This window comes from Nocardia sp. NPDC051832 (genome assembly GCF_040681285.1).
Taxonomy (GTDB): Bacteria; Actinomycetota; Actinomycetes; order Mycobacteriales; family Mycobacteriaceae; genus Nocardia.
Genome location: NZ_JBFAYL010000004.1, coordinates 405,809 through 419,006, shown reverse-complemented (window position 1 = coordinate 419,006; position 13,198 = coordinate 405,809). Strand labels below are relative to the sequence as shown.

The window sequence follows — 13,198 nt, the reverse complement described above, 5'->3', positions numbered from 1 at the left end:
GGTGTCGCGGCGCGTGCCGGGCCGACCGGGTCGGAGCCTGCCGAGTCGAGGGATTGGCAGTGGGCCGAGTTGGCATGGGGCATCAGGGGATCCGGATCTGGTAGCCGACGCCGCGGACGGTGTGGATCAGGGGTGGGCAGCCGGCGGAGTCGAGTTTCTGACGGAGGTAGCGGATATAGACGTCGATGGCGTTGCTGGTTTGCGGGAGGGTGCCGCCCCAGACGCGTTCGGCGATGGTGTCGCGGGAGAGGACGAGACCGGTGTTGCGGGCCAGGAGTTCGAGGACGGCGAATTCGGTCATGGTGAATTGGGTGACGACGGTGCCGTTGCGGGTTGCCTGGCGGGATCCGGGGTTCAGGAGTAGATCGGCGAGGGTGATGCCGGTGGGGTCCTCGGGGGCGCGGGTGGGGGCGCGGCGCAGCAGGGCGCGGACACGGGCGCGGAGTTCGCCGAGGTCGTAAGGCTTGCCGAGGTAGTCGTCCGCGCCGGCGTCGAGACCTTGGATGCGGTCGGCGGTGGTGTCGCGGGCGGTGAGGATGAGGATCGGGGTGGCGTCGCCGGCGGCTCGGAGGCGACGGCAGAGGGCGGAGCCGTCCAGGCGGGGCATGGTGAGGTCGAGGACGATGGCGTCAACGCGGTGGTTGTCCAGGATCTTCAGGGCGGCCAGGCCATCGGGGGCGCGGTCGACTCGGTACTGGTCGAGAGCGGACAGGGCGTCGCCCAGGGCTTCACGGACGTGGGGATCGTCGTCCACGACCAGCACGTGTGGTGGCTCTAATGAATCGCTCATCGCCGCTCTCTACCTTCGCCCGAGTGCCTATCGAAACAATGCGTGCCCGCTTGGCCGGTTGCGCTGCCGACCGTCCGCGAACACGACCCACACGGTATGCGGTGATGTTGCTAACTGGTGTGGCTGCGGTCACAGCATCGGGCTGCTCCTTGGTGAACACAGCCCAGATCGCGCCGGTAAACCTGCAGCTCGTAGACGGTAAGCCAAGGCTGGTTACCGCTGAGCACACGATCGATGTGGATCCCGCCACTCTGAAAGTCGACTCCGACATCGGCCCGATTTCCGGCGGTGCGGCCCAGGATCTGGGCGCGCCGAGCGAGGTCACCCGCGATGGCGAAGCCCTGCGCTGGTCGCTTCCCGAAGCCGGGCTGGCGGTCTCCGCACGCCCGGACGGCGACCGCATCGCGCTGTCCATCACCGCCGACAAAACGGCGTCGCTGTCCTGGCCGGTGCTGCCGGCCGGTGTGCGGTCGATCCAGGTCCCCGACGGCGACGGCCTGAATATTCCGGCTGATGACACCCGCTGGACCGATCCCGAGACCGGCATCGTCGACGAAGACGGCCGCCGTCTGCAAGACCTGACCTTCCCCGGACTCGGATTCACCGGCGCGCAGCCGGGGACCGGCGGCAGCTACATCATCCCGACCGATATCGGCAGCACGGTCACCTTCACCGCCCGCGACGAGCGACTGGGCGCGACGGTGCGGCACGAATTCGACCCGGCCGCCGCGACCGGCACCTACACCGTGATTCTGGACCCCACTCGCGGCGGGCCGATCGACAGTTCGCTGGACTATCGGCAGTGGCTCGACAGTCACGGGCAACTCAGCTCGCTCACCGACAAGATCGCCGAAAACCCCGAGGTGGAAAAGCTTCTCGGCGCATTTCACGTCTATCTGTGGGGCGACGGGCGTAGCGCGCGAGGTGTCGAAGCGCTGAAATCCGCTGGACTGGAACGACTGTGGCTCGGATACGACTCCGGTGACCCGCAAATCGGCAAGGACGCTGTGGACGCCGCTAAGCAAGCGGGTTACCTGATCGGCCCCTATGACACGTTCTCCAACGTGCAGGACCCCAAGGGTGAAATCGACGCCCCCACCTCGAAATGGCCGGACCCGATGTGGCCCGCCGGTTGCGTCCTCGACTCGAAAGGCAAGCCGGAGACCGGATTCGGCGGCCGCGGCTGCTACCTGAGCTCCGAAGCTCTCGCTCAGCGTCCCGACCTACTGCGGGAGCGCGAAGACCAGATGAGCGCCAACGGCGTGAACAGCTACTTCGTCGACGTCGACGGCACCGGCGAAACCTTCCGCGACCACTCCCCGCAGCACCCGATGACCGAGCAGCGCGACCGCGACAACCGCCTCGCCCGCATGCGCGACCTCATGCCGCGTTTCGTCGTCGGCTCCGAAACGGTAGGCGCCTGGGCCAATTCGGCCGTCGCGTTCAGCCACGGCTCATCCACCCCGATCCCGGACGGCATCTGGAAACTACAGCGCGACAAGGAGTTCTGGGGCGGCTGGTCCGGCAAGAACGGCCCCGCGATGTTCCTGAAGCCGGTCGACCTGCCCGCCGACCTGACCCGCCAGATGTTCGACTTCGCCTACCGAATCCCCATGTACCAAACCGTCTTCCACGACTCGCTGATCAGCACCGACCGTTGGGAACTCGGCCTCAATAAGTTCCCGGCCCTCGCCAGAACCCGCACCCTGGCCGCCATGCTCTACAACGCCCCGCTGAACTACAACCTCAATCTCGACACGATCGCCGAATGGGCCCCCTCGATGGCCAAGGCAGAACAGTTCTTCCGCTTCACCCAGGCCGCCGCGGGAACAACCGCCCTCACCGCCTTCGACTGGCTGACAACCGACAAACAGGTCCAGCGCACCGAATTCGGCAACCACCTAACCGTCACCGCCAACTTCGGCACCACTCCGTACACCGACCCGGAAACCGGCACCGTCCAGCCGGGTTGCGTCCTCGCCCGCACCTCCGGCAACCAAACACAGACGCTGTGCCCGTGACCGCCCAGTTGAGGAATGGAAGCTGTGCTGACCAGCGGGTTGAGGGGATGAACCCGGTACCGCGGCGGCGCTCTCCGGAGGCCTTGGATGTCGTTGTGGACGTGCGCGTTTGGTTGGCAGTGATCTGCGGGGCTGCCGCTGGGTTGACGTATTTCGTGACTGCGTGGACCGCTGCGGGGCAGGTGTGGGATCAGCGGGTGTTTCTGTTTGCTCGTAGTGAGCTGTCGGTGCTTCCGGTGCCGGCTTGGGCGCGGATACCGTGGGTTTCGAGTCCTGTTCTGTGGATCGGCGTCGCCGTGTTGGTGACGGTCTTCGGCGTGGTGGGCGGGTTGCGTTGGCGGACAACGCTTTACCTCGCATTTCCGCCCGGGATGATCCTGCTTGCCCGGGTGCTCCGGCTAGCGGTACTAGAGCGCCCGGAGCTGGCGGGTGCGGCGGGGTGGGCTGCTGACAATGCCGCGCCCAGTGGCCATGCGACCGCTGCCGCGGCGACCGCGGTCGTTCTCACAATGGCGGCACCGCGGGCCGTTCGCCCGTGGATCGCTGTCGTGTCGGCCGGGTGGGTGACGTTGATCGGCGTGCAGTTGATTGTCGCGGGCTGGCATCGGCCGGGGGACATAGTGCTGGCGATCCTGCTGGTCGGCGCGTTCTCCGCAGTACTGCCGCGACCGCGGACCGCGGCGAGTCCGGCGATGGTTCTCCTGATCACCGCGGTCGCTGGCATTGCTGCCGGTGTGCTCGCGGTCTGGGCGACCGTCGGGGCTGATGGGCTCGGGCCCAAGACAACGCAGGCGTTCGGTCTGGTCGCCGTGTGCGCGGGAGTGGTTGTCAGCGCAGTGCCAGGGCCAGGAAGAAGTCGACTCGGTCCTCGAGGCGCGACAAATCGCGGCCGGTGAGTTCTTCGATGCGCTGAATTCGGTAGCGCAGCGTGTTCACGTGGACATGCAGCAGTTCCGCGGATTTCGTCCACGATCCCGACGATTGCAGGAACGTCTCCAGCGTGTGCACGAGATCCGCGCGATTGTCCTGGTCGTAGCTGCTCAGCGGGTCGAGCAGGCGGGTGCGGAACATGCGCCGCACTTCGTCGGGCACGCTGGCGAGCAGCAGCATGTGGGTGGCGAGCTGGTCGTGGCCGACGACGCTCGCGGGGTGTTCGCTCCGGCCTGCCATGCGCCGGGCGTAGCGCGCTTCTTCGACCGCGCCGCGCAGGCCTTCGCCGTCGACCACGCCGCTGACGCCGACGGACAACCGGCTTTCGCCGAGCGCGGGCGCCAATTCGCTGACCGCCAACTGGATTTCGTCGAGGATCGAGCTGCGCGCGGGGATCAGGGCGATCGCCTCGCCGTCCACCACGCCGGCGGCGGGCCTGCGGCCGTAAAGGATTTCGCGCAACAAGACACGTAATTCGCCGGGCCGCAAGGTGTCACCCTCGGAGGCCGCGGCAACCGCGATGTAGGTCTCACCGGGTCCGAGCCCGGTCAATTCGAGCCGCGAAATGATCTCCGCCGGTTTGGCATCGGAGACGATGAGCTCGATGAGTTCCTGGGCGAGCCGCCCTTCGGCGCTCTGCCGGTCGTCCTGGCGGGCCCGTTCCAGCGATACCACGGCGGCGAGTTCGCCGGGCAGGGCCCGGCGTTCCTCGGACCACTCGGTGCAGTCGCCCTCGAACACCAGGAACCAGTCCGCGACTCGCGAGGTGCTGTGCTGGTCGACTGCGAAAATCGAGTAGGGAGAACCATTCTCGCGGACTACGAGCGGTAGCCGGCGGGCGTTGAGGAACTCCGCGGTGACCCCTTCGGGCGGCGTCGCCGAGCCGGCGACGACGCGCCCGGTCGAGGACATCACCCAGCAGCTCATTCCGAGATCACGTTCGATCAGATCGAGCACCGACCCGAGCCCGCTGCCCGCGACCAGCTGACGGTGCCGGTCGAGCACCGCGCTCAGGTCCGCGGCCCGCCCGGTCGACAGGTTACGGGTGATCTGCTCGGTCACGGTCGCGAACGCGACGTTCTCCTGGACCCGGAACAGCGGGATGCGGTGCCGGCGACAGGCCTCGACGATGTCCTCGGGCACGCCGCCGTAGCGGGCGTCGCCGGCGGCCAGGCCCGCGACGCCGGCCCGGGCCAGCGCGCCGACGAAAGTCTCACTGTCGGCGGGGCTGTCGCGCCACTGCAATCCGGACAGCACGAGCTCGCCGCCGGACAGGTAGCGGCTGGGATCGAGCAGGTCGGTGGTTACCACCCAGCGCACGAAGCGGTCCAGGTCTTCCTCCCCGGTGAGGAGTTCCAGACCTAGGGCTGTCATGGTGAGCAGGGAACGTAATCGCACAGTTTTCTACGCTAACAGCGGTGCGGGTACCCACCGCATTTGGAGATACGTACAAACCTTGCGGTGTGAACTGGGCCACAGTTCAGATTTCTCGTTCCTACCTGTTCACTTCCCGGCCAGCTGTACTTACGGACATGGATTCACCGCGACCCGCGAGTTGGGCCGAGGCGCTCGGGTTCGAGGCCGCTCGGCCCGAGGCAAACACTGCTCCGGCCGACGCCGACGGCGTGGCCGGGCGCACTGCCGACATAAGCTGTCCCGTTGTGAGCAGCAGCGTCGCGCTACCCGCCAGCAACGCGGTGATCAACTGCGCCGCCGACCGGACGGCAGCCTGATGCGGACGAGCTTCCACGGCACGCTGAATGATCGAGCAGCATGAAGACCGTCATCGAGAACGCGTACATCGCCCCGGTCACCGGACCGGAGATCCCCTCCGGATACCTGGTCGCCGAGAACGGCCGCATCACCGCACTGGGCCACGGCCCGGCCCCGCGGATCGAAGGCGCCGAGCGGATCAACGGCACCGGTTGCCTGGTCACCCCGGGCCTGGTCAACACCCACCATCACCTGTATCAGTGGGCCAGCCAGGGCCTGTTCCAGGACGCCACCCTGTTCGAATGGCTGACCGGGCTCTACCAGCTCTGGGCCCGGATGGACGCCGACATCGTCTACGGTGCGGCCTCGGCCGGCCTGGGCTGGCTCGCGCTGACCGGCTGCACGACCAGCACCGATCACCACTACATCTTCCCGAAGAACCGCGGCGACCTGTTCGACGCCGAGATCCGCGCCGCCCAGGAGCTGGGCATCCGTTTCCACCCGTGCCGCGGCTCGATGGACCGCGGCCAGTCCGACGGCGGCCTGCCCCCGGACGAGGTGGTGGAGAGCCGCGACGAGATCCTCGCGCACACCGCCGAGGTGATCGACAAATACCACGACCCGTCCTTCGATTCGATGCTGCGCGTCGCGGTCGCGCCGTGCTCGCCCTTCTCGGTGAGTGCCGAGCTGATGACCGAATCCGCCACGCTGGCCCGCAGCAAGGGCGTGCGCCTGCACACCCACCTCGCCGAGACCCTGGACGAGGAAGCGCACTGCCTCGAGCAGATGGGCTGCACCCCGGTCGAGTACATGGGCAAGCTGGGCTGGCTCGGTGACGATGTCTGGTTCGCCCACGCGGTGCACCTGCACGACGCCGACATCCGTCGTTTCGCCGAGACCGGCACCGGCTCCGCGCACTGCCCGACCTCCAACGCCCGCCTGGGCGCCGGCATCGCCCGGGTCGCCGACCTGATCGCCGCGGGCGCTCCGGTCGGACTCGGCGTCGACGGCGCCGCGTCGAGCGAACTGACTTCCATGGCGGGCGAAATGCGCCAGGCCATGCTCTTCCAGCGCGCCGTGCACGGCCCGACGGCGCTCACCGCCCGCCAGGCCCTGGAGCTCGGCACCCTGGGCGGCGCCCGAAACCTCGGCCGCCAGAACGAGATCGGATCCCTGGAGGTCGGCAAGCTCGCCGATATCGCCATCTGGCGCGTCGACGGCTTCCGCGCCGCGGTCGAGGATCCGGTCTGCGCCTTGGTGTTCGGCCCGACGCCGCCGCTGGCCCGTCTGATCGTCGGCGGTCACACCGTCGTCGAGAACGACGAGCTGCGCACCGTCGCCCACGATGCCACCGGCCGCGCGGGCGCGCACGCCCGGAAACGCCTGCTGCAGGAGGGAACTCGATGACGACCGAGGTGCTCGCGGCATCCGCCGATGTCCTGATTGAGGGGGCCATCGAGGACGCGCGCGAGTACCGCCACCCGACCCCGGAGATTCTCGGCAAGCCGCTACAGCGGCTGGAGATCCGGGAAAACCACGGCGAGCCACCCATGCTCTCCGCCACCCCCGCGAGCGTCGCCGCCATCCGTGACGCGCGCCGCTCGCGGGGGACCACCGTGCACATCAACCGTGTGCCGGAACCACCGGAAGACATCATCCGGAGCTGTTGATCAACGGGTGCGCCGCATCTTTCGCAACGAGGCGGCGGCGCGCCACAACCGCATAACCGACACCGTGTGGCCGGAATACCATCCCGGACCACGGGTCGGCGCCCTGAGGAGGGCAAGCCCAATGACGCAGATGCAGACCAAGCCCGTCGCCGACGAGCCGCCGGTACCCAGAAAAGCCTGGCACGACCGGTTTTTCAAACTAACCGAGCGCAAGACCACCGTCTCCCGGGAGGTCCGTGGTGGCATCACCACCTTCGTCGCGATGGCCTATGTCATCCTGCTGATCCCGCTGATTCTCGGCGGCGTCACGGATATGAACGGTGACAAGCTCTCCATCGCGCAGCTCACCACCGCCACCGCGTTCTCCGCCGGCTTGAGCACCGTGCTCATGGGCTTGGTCGGCAACGTGCCGCTGGCGCTGGCCGCCGGGCTGGGGCTGGTGCCGGTGGTCGCCTTCCAGGCGGCGCCGCACATGACCTGGCCGCAGGCCATGGGCTTGGTCATCCTGATGGGTGTGGTCATCGTGATCATGGCCGCGACCGGTCTGCGCACCATGATCATCAATGCCATTCCGGCGGCCTTGAAGCACGCCATCGGTGTCGGCATCGGCATGTTCATCGCGCTGATCGGGTTGGTCTCGGCCGGCGTGGTGGGGCACGGTGAGGCCACCGGTCCGCCGGTCACGCTGGGCGCCGGCGGTCACCTGAGTGGTTGGCCGGTAGTGGTTTTCGCGGTCGGCCTGCTGATCATGCTCGCGCTGTTCATCCGCAAGGTGCCCGGCGCCCTGCTGATCAGCATCGCGATCGCCACCGTGATCGCGATCATCATCAACGCCAACGCCACCATCGATCCCAAGTCCTGGGGCCCGGTGGTGCCGGAAACGCCCGAAAAGCTGTTCGCCGCACCCGATTTCGGGCTGATGTTCAACGTCGACCTGATCGGCGGCTTCGCCTCGGCCGGTGCGCTCACCGCCTCGATCGTGCTGTTCACCCTGGTGCTGACCGGATTCTTCGACGCCATGGGCACCATCTTCGGCGTCTGTGACGAGGCCGAGCTGCTCGACGAGAACGGCACCATGCCCGGTCTCGGCAAGGTGCTGACCGTCGACGGTGTCGGCCAGATCATCGGCGGCGCGGCCGGCGGTGCGGGCGCGACGGTGTACGTCGAGTCGGCGACGGGTGTCGGTGAGGGTTCCCGTACCGGCTTGACCAGCGTGGTGACCGGCGGTCTGTTCATCGCCGCGATCTTCTTCACCCCGATCGCGGCGGTGGTCCCGATTCAGGCCGCGGCTCCGGCCCTGGTGCTGGTCGGCGCGCTGATGATGACCCAGGCGCGCAAGATCGACTGGAACGACCTGGAGGTAGCGGTCCCGGCCTTCGTGACCATCGCGCTGATGCCGTTCACCTACTCCATCACCAATGGTGTGGGCGCGGGCCTCATCGCCTACGTCGTGATCAAGGCGGCGCGCGGGAAGTTCAAGGAAGTGCACTGGCTGCTGTACGTGACCAGCGCGGTCTTCATCGCCTACTTCGGCATCAACGCCATCGAGCTGGCCTTCGCCTAGCTCCGGTCGCGGCCCCGCGGTACAGCTTTCGGCTGTGCCGCGGGGCCTTGCTGGGTCGACAACCATGTTCTGTATGTCTCTCCGAGAGCGCAGGTAGCCTATGCCCATGTGGCTGCGTGCTGAATTCACCACCGAGCCTTTCCACGGCGAAGGCGATCCGCCGCCGCATGCCGCCGAGACCCTCGCCGTGCTCGAAGCCGCCGGTCTCGATTGCGATTTCGGCCCGCTGGGCACCTCGGTGTCCGGGCCGAGCGAGAAGTTGCTGGACCTGCTGCGCGAGGTGCTCGCGACCGGGTTCGCCCACGGCGCCACCCGGGTGACCTTGCAGGTGGAGCGGGACGCCGATGACTGACACACACCTCGACGCCACACACCCCGTGCTGGTGACGATCACACCACTCCTGGACCGGGTGGGCGGGCGTCTCGTGCCGCCCGGCGACTGCGGCCCCGACGACATTCCCCTGGTGTGGGAAGGCGCGACGCTGGCCGCTGTGCGAATCTCCGAGCCGGAACCGGCCGCCGCCGCCGCGGCTGCCGCTGCCGCCGACCCCACCACCGAGGGCGGTCTGGCCCGTCTGCTGGACGCTGTGGCGGCCGAACTCGGTAGTTCGCTGACCGACCTCAAGCGCGCCGACAAACAGCGCGCTGTGCGGTTGCTGGAGGAGCGGGGGGCCTTCAGCTACCGCAAATCCGCGGAGACTGTCGCCGAAGCGCTCGGCGTCACCCGATTCACTGTGTACAACTATCTGAACCGGACCCGGTCCTGAGCCTCCCACTTGGTCGTTCACCCCAAATTTCAACAAACTGTTGATTTCCGGGTGAGACCTGTGCCACTCTTCTCGAAGTAAGCGGATGTGACCTCCGCTACACGAGAAAGGCCAGGCAATTGGGGACTTCGGCAGCGTTCAATTCGACTGCTAGCGAACAACTTCGGCCGGTACTGCTGGCTTGCTGCGACGTTCCGGCGTGGGCCGACGCCGTCCTGGCGGGCCGGCCGTACGCCGATCTCGACCTCCTGCTGGAGGTCGCCGACAGCGCCGCCCGCACCTTCACCGCCGAGGACGTCGACCGCGCGCTCGCGGCCCACCCTCGGATCGGGGAGCGAGCCAACGGCAGCAGCGTCGACGCCAAGTGGTCGCGCGGCGAGCAGTCCGGCGTCAGCCAGGATCTGGCCACCGCCGCGGCGCTGATGGCCGGCAACCAGGCCTACGAGCAGCGGTTCGGCCGGGTCTTCCTGATCTGCGCCACCGGGCTTTCCGCCGAGCAGATCCTGGCGGCCCTGCAGGCCCGCCTCGGCAACGACGACGACACCGAAGCGGCGGTCGTCGCGGAGGAGCTGCGCAAGATCGCGATCCTGCGGCTGCGCAAGGCAATCGAAGAATTGGAGGTGACCTCGGCATGAGTGCGATCACCACGCACGTGCTGGACACGGCGCTCGGCAAGCCCGGCGCGGGCGTGCCGGTCCGGCTGGAATTCGTCAAGGACCGCGAGCCGGTGCTGGTGGCCCAGGCGGTCACCAACGCCGACGGCCGCGTCGGCGAGTTCGGCCCGGAAGAGCTCGAAACCGGCCAGTACCGCCTGGTTTTCGACGTCGCCACCTATGCCGCCGCCACCGGTCAGGACTGCTTCTTCCCGGAAGCCGTCATCACGTTCGAGCCGAAAGGCCCGGCCGGCAGCCACTTTCACATCCCGCTTCTGCTTAGCCCGTTCGCCTACTCCACCTACCGAGGGAGCTGATCCTCACCCATGGCCATCCAGCTTGGACCCAACCAGTACGGCAAGGCCGAGAGCCGCGTCGTCCGCGTCTACCGCGACACCGCCCGGCACCAGATCCGCGATCTGAACGTATCCTCCGCCCTGCGTGGGCGTTTCGAGGACGCGCACATCACCGGTGATCAGAAGGACGTGCTCCCCACCGACACCCAGAAGAACACCGCCTTCGCCTTCGCCAAGGAGAAGGAGATCGGCGCGATCGAGAACTACGGCCTGACCCTGGCCGACCACTTCATCGCCCGCTGCCCGGGCGCCGACGGCGCGCGCGTGGAGATCGAGGAGTACGCCTGGGATCGCATCCCGGTCGACGGCATCGGGCACGACCACTCGTTCGTGCGCAGCGGCGCCGGCGTGCGCACCGTGCACGTGAACGTCGACGGCGTCGGCCCGGATCGGCGCGCCCACGTCATCTCCGGCATCAAGGATCTGGTGCTGCTGAAGACCACCGGCTCGGAGTTCCACGGGTACTTCAAGGACAAGTACACGACCCTGCAGCCGACCAACGACCGGATCATGGCCACCTCGCTGGTCGCCAAGTGGCGCTACGACAGCGCCGAGGTCCCGGACTGGGACAAGTCCTACGACTCGATCCGCTCGATCCTGCTGCGCCAGTTCGCCGCCGTGCACTCCTACGCGCTGCAGCAGACCCTGTACAGCATGGGCCGCGCGGTGCTCGAGCAGCACCGTGAGGTCGCCGAGATCAAGTTCTCCGCGCCGAACAAGCACCACTTCCTGGTCGACCTGAGCCCGTTCTCGCTGGAGAACCCGAACGAGGTCTTCATCGCCGCCGATCGGCCGTACGGCCTGATCGAGGCCTCCGTGGTCCGTGACGACGCCACCGATGCCGGTAACGCCTGGCACGCCGTGCCCGGATTTTGCTGATCGCGGAGAGGCGACACCCATGTTCAACCGCCGTAGCGCCCCGGCCGACGGGGCTGCTTCAACCGCCACGGTCCGGCCGGAAGATTCGAAATACCCACCGCTGCAACTGATTGCGTATGGTCTGCAGCACATCCTGACGATGTACGGCGGTGTCATCGCGCCACCGCTGATCATCGGCGGGGCGGCCGGACTGTCGGCCGCCGACATGGCATTGCTGGTGACCGCGGGACTGTTCGTCTCGGGTCTGGCCACCATGCTGCAGACCCTGGGCCTGGGGCCGTTCGGCTCCAGACTGCCCATCGTGCAAGGCATTTCGTTCGTCAGCGTGTCGACGATCGTGTCGATCGCCAACGACGGCGGGCTGCGCCCGGTGTTCGGCGCCATCATCGTCGCCGGTGTCATCGGGTTGATCGCCTCGTCGTTCTTCGCGCACCTGGTGCGGCTGTTCCCGGCGGTGGTGACCGGCACGATCATCACGGTGATCGGGCTGTCGCTGATGCCGGTGGCATTCCGGTGGGCAATGGGTGGAAATGCCAAGTCCGCCGATTACGGCTCCATGGCCAATATCGGGTACGCCGGTCTGACCCTGCTCATCATCTTGGTGATCAGCCGCTTGTTCCAAGGCGCGATTTCCCGGTTGTCCATTCTGATCGGCCTCGTCATCGGCACCCTGGTGGCGGTCGGCACGGGCAAGGCCGATTTCTCCGGGGTCGGCGAAGCGAAATTGGTCGCCTTGCCCTCGGTGCTGCATTTCGGCACGCCCACTTTCGAAGTGGGTGCGATCGTCGCCATGACGATCGTGATCCTGGTGATCATGACCGAGGCCACCGCCGACATTCTCGCCATCGGTGAGATCTTGCCGACGAAGGTCGACAAGAAGCGGTTGGCGAACGGCCTGCGCGCCGATATGGCGTCGAGCGCGGTGGCGCCCCTGGTGGGTTCCTTCCCGTGCAGCGCGTTCGCGCAGAATGTCGGACTGGTCGCGCTGACCGGCATCAAGAGTCGCTACGTGGTCGCGGTCGGTGGTGCGATTCTCGCGCTGCTCGGGCTGCTGCCGGTGGTGGGCGCGGTGGTCGCCGGCATTCCTTATCCGGTGCTCGGCGGCGCGGCGATCGTGCTCTTCGGTTCGGTGGCCGCCAGCGGTATCCGCACGCTGTCGCGGGTGGATTACGAAGACAACCTGAACATGGTCATCGTCGCGGTCAGTGTCGCGATCGGCGTGATCCCGATCGCGGCGCCGGACTTCTGGCACGCGTTCCCGAAGTCGATCGCCGTGGTCCTGGAATCCGGGATCAGCGCGACGGCGGTGGTGGCGATCGTGCTGAACGTGGTGTTCAACGAGATTCGCGCCGGCAAGCGCGAGGGTGTGTCGGTGTTCGCCGCCGCACAGGACCAGCGCGAAGAACTCGGCGATCGGCTCGACGACGATATCCGAAAGTAATTTCTGAAATACCAACCCTGAGAAGGGCATCGCAATGCCTCTGATTTTCCTGAACGGCTCCGCCATGCGCGGAGGACCTCTGAATTACCTGCTCGATGGCGCACCGTTCGCCGGTGAAGCCGAAACCGCGCCGCGCTATCGCTTTTATTCGGTGGGCGACCGGTTCCCGGGCCTCGCGCCCGTCGCCGACGGCGGCGCGCCGATCTCCGGTGAATTGTTCGACATTTCCCTGGACGTGCTGCGCGAGAAGCTGCTTCCGGCCGAACCGCCGGAGCTGGAGCTCGGCGTGATCGAGCTGCAGGACAACCGCTCGGTGCTGTCCATGGTGATGCGCAAGCCGCCGACCTCCTACCCGGAGTTGAAGGACATCACCGAGATCGGCAGCTGGAAGAAATACAAGAAAGGAGCTTGATC

The 13,198-nt window shown here is 67.2% G+C and carries 14 protein-coding genes; 12 read left to right on the top strand and 2 right to left on the bottom strand.

Annotated features, from left to right (window positions below; translation table 11 throughout):
• Positions 1-82: 82 nt before the first annotated feature.
• A complete protein-coding gene (locus AB0M14_RS27585) occupies positions 83-790 on the bottom strand; it encodes a response regulator transcription factor (protein ID WP_364999783.1) in 708 nt (235 codons plus the stop codon).
• A gap of 152 nt (positions 791-942) precedes the next feature.
• Between AB0M14_RS27585 and AB0M14_RS27580 the strand changes: the two genes are divergently transcribed.
• Both AB0M14_RS27580 and AB0M14_RS27575 read left to right on the top strand, forming a co-directional pair.
• Positions 943-2,811, top strand: a complete 1,869-nt coding sequence (locus AB0M14_RS27580) for a glycoside hydrolase (RefSeq protein WP_364999781.1) — start codon at positions 943-945, stop codon at positions 2,809-2,811.
• Positions 2,808-3,707, top strand: a complete 900-nt coding sequence (locus AB0M14_RS27575; protein ID WP_364999780.1) for a phosphatase PAP2 family protein — start codon at positions 2,808-2,810, stop codon at positions 3,705-3,707. Before AB0M14_RS27580 ends, AB0M14_RS27575 begins: the two co-directional genes overlap by 4 nt.
• Here the strand turns inward: AB0M14_RS27575 and AB0M14_RS27570 are convergent.
• Positions 3,640-5,139, bottom strand: a complete 1,500-nt coding sequence (locus tag AB0M14_RS27570; protein ID WP_364999778.1) for a PucR family transcriptional regulator ligand-binding domain-containing protein — start codon at positions 5,137-5,139, stop codon at positions 3,640-3,642. The genes AB0M14_RS27575 and AB0M14_RS27570 overlap by 68 nt on opposite strands.
• Positions 5,140-5,514: 375 nt before the next feature.
• Here AB0M14_RS27570 and AB0M14_RS27565 point away from each other — a divergent pair, with 375 nt between their 5' ends.
• From AB0M14_RS27565 to AB0M14_RS27520, 10 genes are all read left to right on the top strand, one after another.
• Positions 5,515-6,861, top strand: a complete 1,347-nt coding sequence (locus tag AB0M14_RS27565) for an 8-oxoguanine deaminase (RefSeq protein WP_364999776.1) — start codon at positions 5,515-5,517, stop codon at positions 6,859-6,861.
• Positions 6,858-7,124 carry a hypothetical protein gene (locus AB0M14_RS27560; RefSeq protein WP_364999774.1) on the top strand — a complete coding sequence of 89 codons (267 nt, stop codon included), beginning with the start codon at positions 6,858-6,860 and terminating at the stop codon, positions 7,122-7,124. The genes AB0M14_RS27565 and AB0M14_RS27560 overlap by 4 nt, the downstream gene beginning before the upstream one ends.
• Positions 7,125-7,254: 130 nt before the next feature.
• Positions 7,255-8,688 carry an NCS2 family permease gene (locus tag AB0M14_RS27555; protein ID WP_365000495.1) on the top strand — a complete coding sequence of 478 codons (1,434 nt, stop codon included), beginning with the start codon at positions 7,255-7,257 and terminating at the stop codon, positions 8,686-8,688.
• 106 nt (positions 8,689-8,794) lie between these two features.
• Entirely contained in the window at positions 8,795-9,040 is a 246-nt protein-coding gene (locus AB0M14_RS27550; protein ID WP_356979667.1) for a thiamine-binding protein, read from the top strand.
• On the top strand, positions 9,033-9,455 hold the full coding sequence (locus tag AB0M14_RS27545; protein ID WP_364999772.1) for a helix-turn-helix domain-containing protein: 423 nt from the start codon (positions 9,033-9,035) through the stop codon (positions 9,453-9,455). The genes AB0M14_RS27550 and AB0M14_RS27545 overlap by 8 nt, the downstream gene beginning before the upstream one ends.
• A 119-nt stretch (positions 9,456-9,574) precedes the next feature.
• Positions 9,575-10,090, top strand: a complete 516-nt coding sequence (gene uraD, locus AB0M14_RS27540) for a 2-oxo-4-hydroxy-4-carboxy-5-ureidoimidazoline decarboxylase (RefSeq protein WP_364999770.1) — start codon at positions 9,575-9,577, stop codon at positions 10,088-10,090.
• Positions 10,087-10,425, top strand: a complete 339-nt coding sequence (gene uraH, locus AB0M14_RS27535; RefSeq protein WP_364999768.1) for a hydroxyisourate hydrolase — start codon at positions 10,087-10,089, stop codon at positions 10,423-10,425. The genes uraD and uraH overlap by 4 nt, the downstream gene beginning before the upstream one ends.
• Positions 10,426-10,434: 9 nt before the next feature.
• A complete protein-coding gene (gene pucL, locus AB0M14_RS27530; protein WP_364999766.1) occupies positions 10,435-11,343 on the top strand; it encodes a factor-independent urate hydroxylase in 909 nt (302 codons plus the stop codon).
• Positions 11,344-11,362: 19 nt separating this feature from the next.
• The gene (locus tag AB0M14_RS27525; protein WP_364999764.1) at positions 11,363-12,784 is read left to right on the top strand and encodes a nucleobase:cation symporter-2 family protein; all 1,422 of its coding nucleotides are present in this window, start codon (positions 11,363-11,365) and stop codon (positions 12,782-12,784) included.
• Positions 12,785-12,818: 34 nt separating this feature from the next.
• Positions 12,819-13,196, top strand: a complete 378-nt coding sequence (locus tag AB0M14_RS27520) for a gamma-glutamylcyclotransferase (protein ID WP_364999762.1) — start codon at positions 12,819-12,821, stop codon at positions 13,194-13,196.
• Positions 13,197-13,198 lie beyond the last annotated feature (2 nt).

Bases quoted from the DNA above. Each gene is read 5' to 3' on its own strand.
- AB0M14_RS27585 (WP_364999783.1), bottom strand. From the start codon at position 790: ATGAGCGATTCATTAGAGCCACCACACGTGCTGGTCGTGGACGACGAT.
- AB0M14_RS27565 (WP_364999776.1), top strand. From the start codon at position 5,515: ATGAAGACCGTCATCGAGAACGCGTACATCGCCCCGGTCACCGGACCG.
- AB0M14_RS27560 (WP_364999774.1), top strand. From the start codon at position 6,858: ATGACGACCGAGGTGCTCGCGGCATCCGCCGATGTCCTGATTGAGGGG.
- AB0M14_RS27555 (WP_365000495.1), top strand. From the start codon at position 7,255: ATGCAGACCAAGCCCGTCGCCGACGAGCCGCCGGTACCCAGAAAAGCC.
- AB0M14_RS27550 (WP_356979667.1), top strand. From the start codon at position 8,795: ATGTGGCTGCGTGCTGAATTCACCACCGAGCCTTTCCACGGCGAAGGC.
- AB0M14_RS27545 (WP_364999772.1), top strand. From the start codon at position 9,033: ATGACTGACACACACCTCGACGCCACACACCCCGTGCTGGTGACGATC.
- uraH (WP_364999768.1), top strand. From the start codon at position 10,087: ATGAGTGCGATCACCACGCACGTGCTGGACACGGCGCTCGGCAAGCCC.
- pucL (WP_364999766.1), top strand. From the start codon at position 10,435: ATGGCCATCCAGCTTGGACCCAACCAGTACGGCAAGGCCGAGAGCCGC.
- AB0M14_RS27525 (WP_364999764.1), top strand. From the start codon at position 11,363: ATGTTCAACCGCCGTAGCGCCCCGGCCGACGGGGCTGCTTCAACCGCC.
- AB0M14_RS27520 (WP_364999762.1), top strand. From the start codon at position 12,819: ATGCCTCTGATTTTCCTGAACGGCTCCGCCATGCGCGGAGGACCTCTG.